The sequence below is a fragment of the endosymbiont of Ridgeia piscesae genome, assembly GCF_001443665.1.
In the GTDB taxonomy this organism is placed as follows: Bacteria; Pseudomonadota; Gammaproteobacteria; order Chromatiales; family Chromatiaceae; genus Endoriftia; species Endoriftia persephonae.
This window is the reverse complement of record NZ_KQ557183.1, coordinates 1-1463: the sequence shown is the minus strand read 5'-3', so window position 1 is coordinate 1463 and position 1463 is coordinate 1. Positions and strand designations below refer to the sequence as shown.

The following is a 1463-nucleotide window of genomic DNA, read 5'->3' as shown; positions in this document are numbered from 1 at the left end:
CAATATGACCGGGGGAGATGCCAGACTCGACCTGTCGGCGATGCCGGCGGTGGTCTTCACCGATCCACAGGCCGCAACCGTTGGTCTGACCGAGGCTCAGGCTCGCATCCAAGGCATCAAGGCGGACTCACGGACCCTGTCCCTGGAGAACGTACCCCGGGCTCTGGCCAATTTTGAGACCGCTGGCTTCATCAAGCTGGTTGTGGAAAAAGAGAGTGGCCGACTGATCGGCGCCCAGATCCTCGCCCCCGAGGCGGGGGAGATGATCCAGACCGCGGTGCTGGCGATCCGCAACCGGATGACGGTGCAGGCGCTGGCGGATCAACTGTTCCCCTACCTGACTCTGGTCGAAGGGCTCAAGCTCTGCGCCCAGACCTTCAGCAAGGATGTTAAACAGCTATCTTGTTGTGCAGGATAGACTTGCAGGGGCGGAGGCGACTGCAAGTCTGACTCCACCCCCTGAACAAAGGTATTTCCAGTGACCGAACAACTGACCATCGGCAGATTGGCCTGGGCCGCAGGCGTCAATATCGAGACCATCCGCTACTACCAGCGCATCGGCCTGATCGACGAGCCAGTCAAGCCAATCCAGGGTTACCGGCACTATCCGGCAACCACGATCGAGCGGATTCGCTTCATCAAACGCGCCCAGGATCTGGGATTCAACCTCAGTGAGATTGCTGACCTACTCTCCCTGAAACACCGGGAGTGCGAAGAGGCGCGCATGATCGCGGAAAATAAACATGCCGACATCACACGCCGGATCAGAGACCTGACCGCCATGCAGGGGGAATTGGCCAAACTGATCGACGCCTGCCGCGAGAACATCAATGGTCAGGATCGCTGCGCAATCATCGAGACCTTAGCCCAATCCAGACGCCGATAGTGTGCCCCACTCGATAGTCGTTGGAACAGCGACGGCATGGGGTCTCCTTGAATTACGAGTAAGAATCATTATCATTAACGCCAGAGGGAGCGGCACCTTCCCGCATTCCCACCACGACTTCAAAGAAACCTGGGGAGCCTCTGAGCGAATCATGAACTCGCATTTTTGGCCGCAAATCGACGCATTTTGACGCCCAATCCATCGCATCCGATTTCTCAGAAGCCCCCCCTACGCAGCAGTAACCAAACCTTTACGACAATGACCCAAAGCAGATCATCGCTGAGCCATGCAATCCTGATCAGCACCACCCTCCTTGCCACCCCACTCCTTTTCGCTGATGAGCCCGACACCCGCCACGGCGCAGTGGAAGACGGCCACAAGGATCTCAGCTTCGAGGGCGGCATCACCCTCACCGGGCAACACGCCAGCGATGGCCGGATCGACGCTGAGCTCTCCGCATCCTTAGACCTGGTGGCAACCCTGCCGATGGGGCCAGGCCTCTGGACTCTCTATGTGGAGGGCAATACCACCCCCCGCAACAATGGCGTCTCCAGCATACTAGGCGAGGTCAACACCG

General features: G+C 58.6%; 1 protein-coding gene and 2 pseudogenes. All 3 read left to right on the top strand.

The genetic code is table 11. The features are described 5' to 3' along the window. Positions 1 to 418 (top strand): annotated as a pseudogene (locus Ga0074115_RS15485) (mercury(II) reductase); the annotation flags it as partial. A 60-nt stretch (positions 419 to 478) separates the two neighbouring features. Next, positions 479 to 886, top strand: coding sequence for a MerR family DNA-binding protein (locus Ga0074115_RS15480; RefSeq protein ID WP_057957367.1), 408 nt, complete (start codon positions 479 to 481; stop codon positions 884 to 886). A 258-nt stretch (positions 887 to 1144) separates the two neighbouring features. Next, positions 1145 to 1463 (top strand): annotated as a pseudogene (locus tag Ga0074115_RS15475) (carbohydrate porin); the annotation flags it as partial.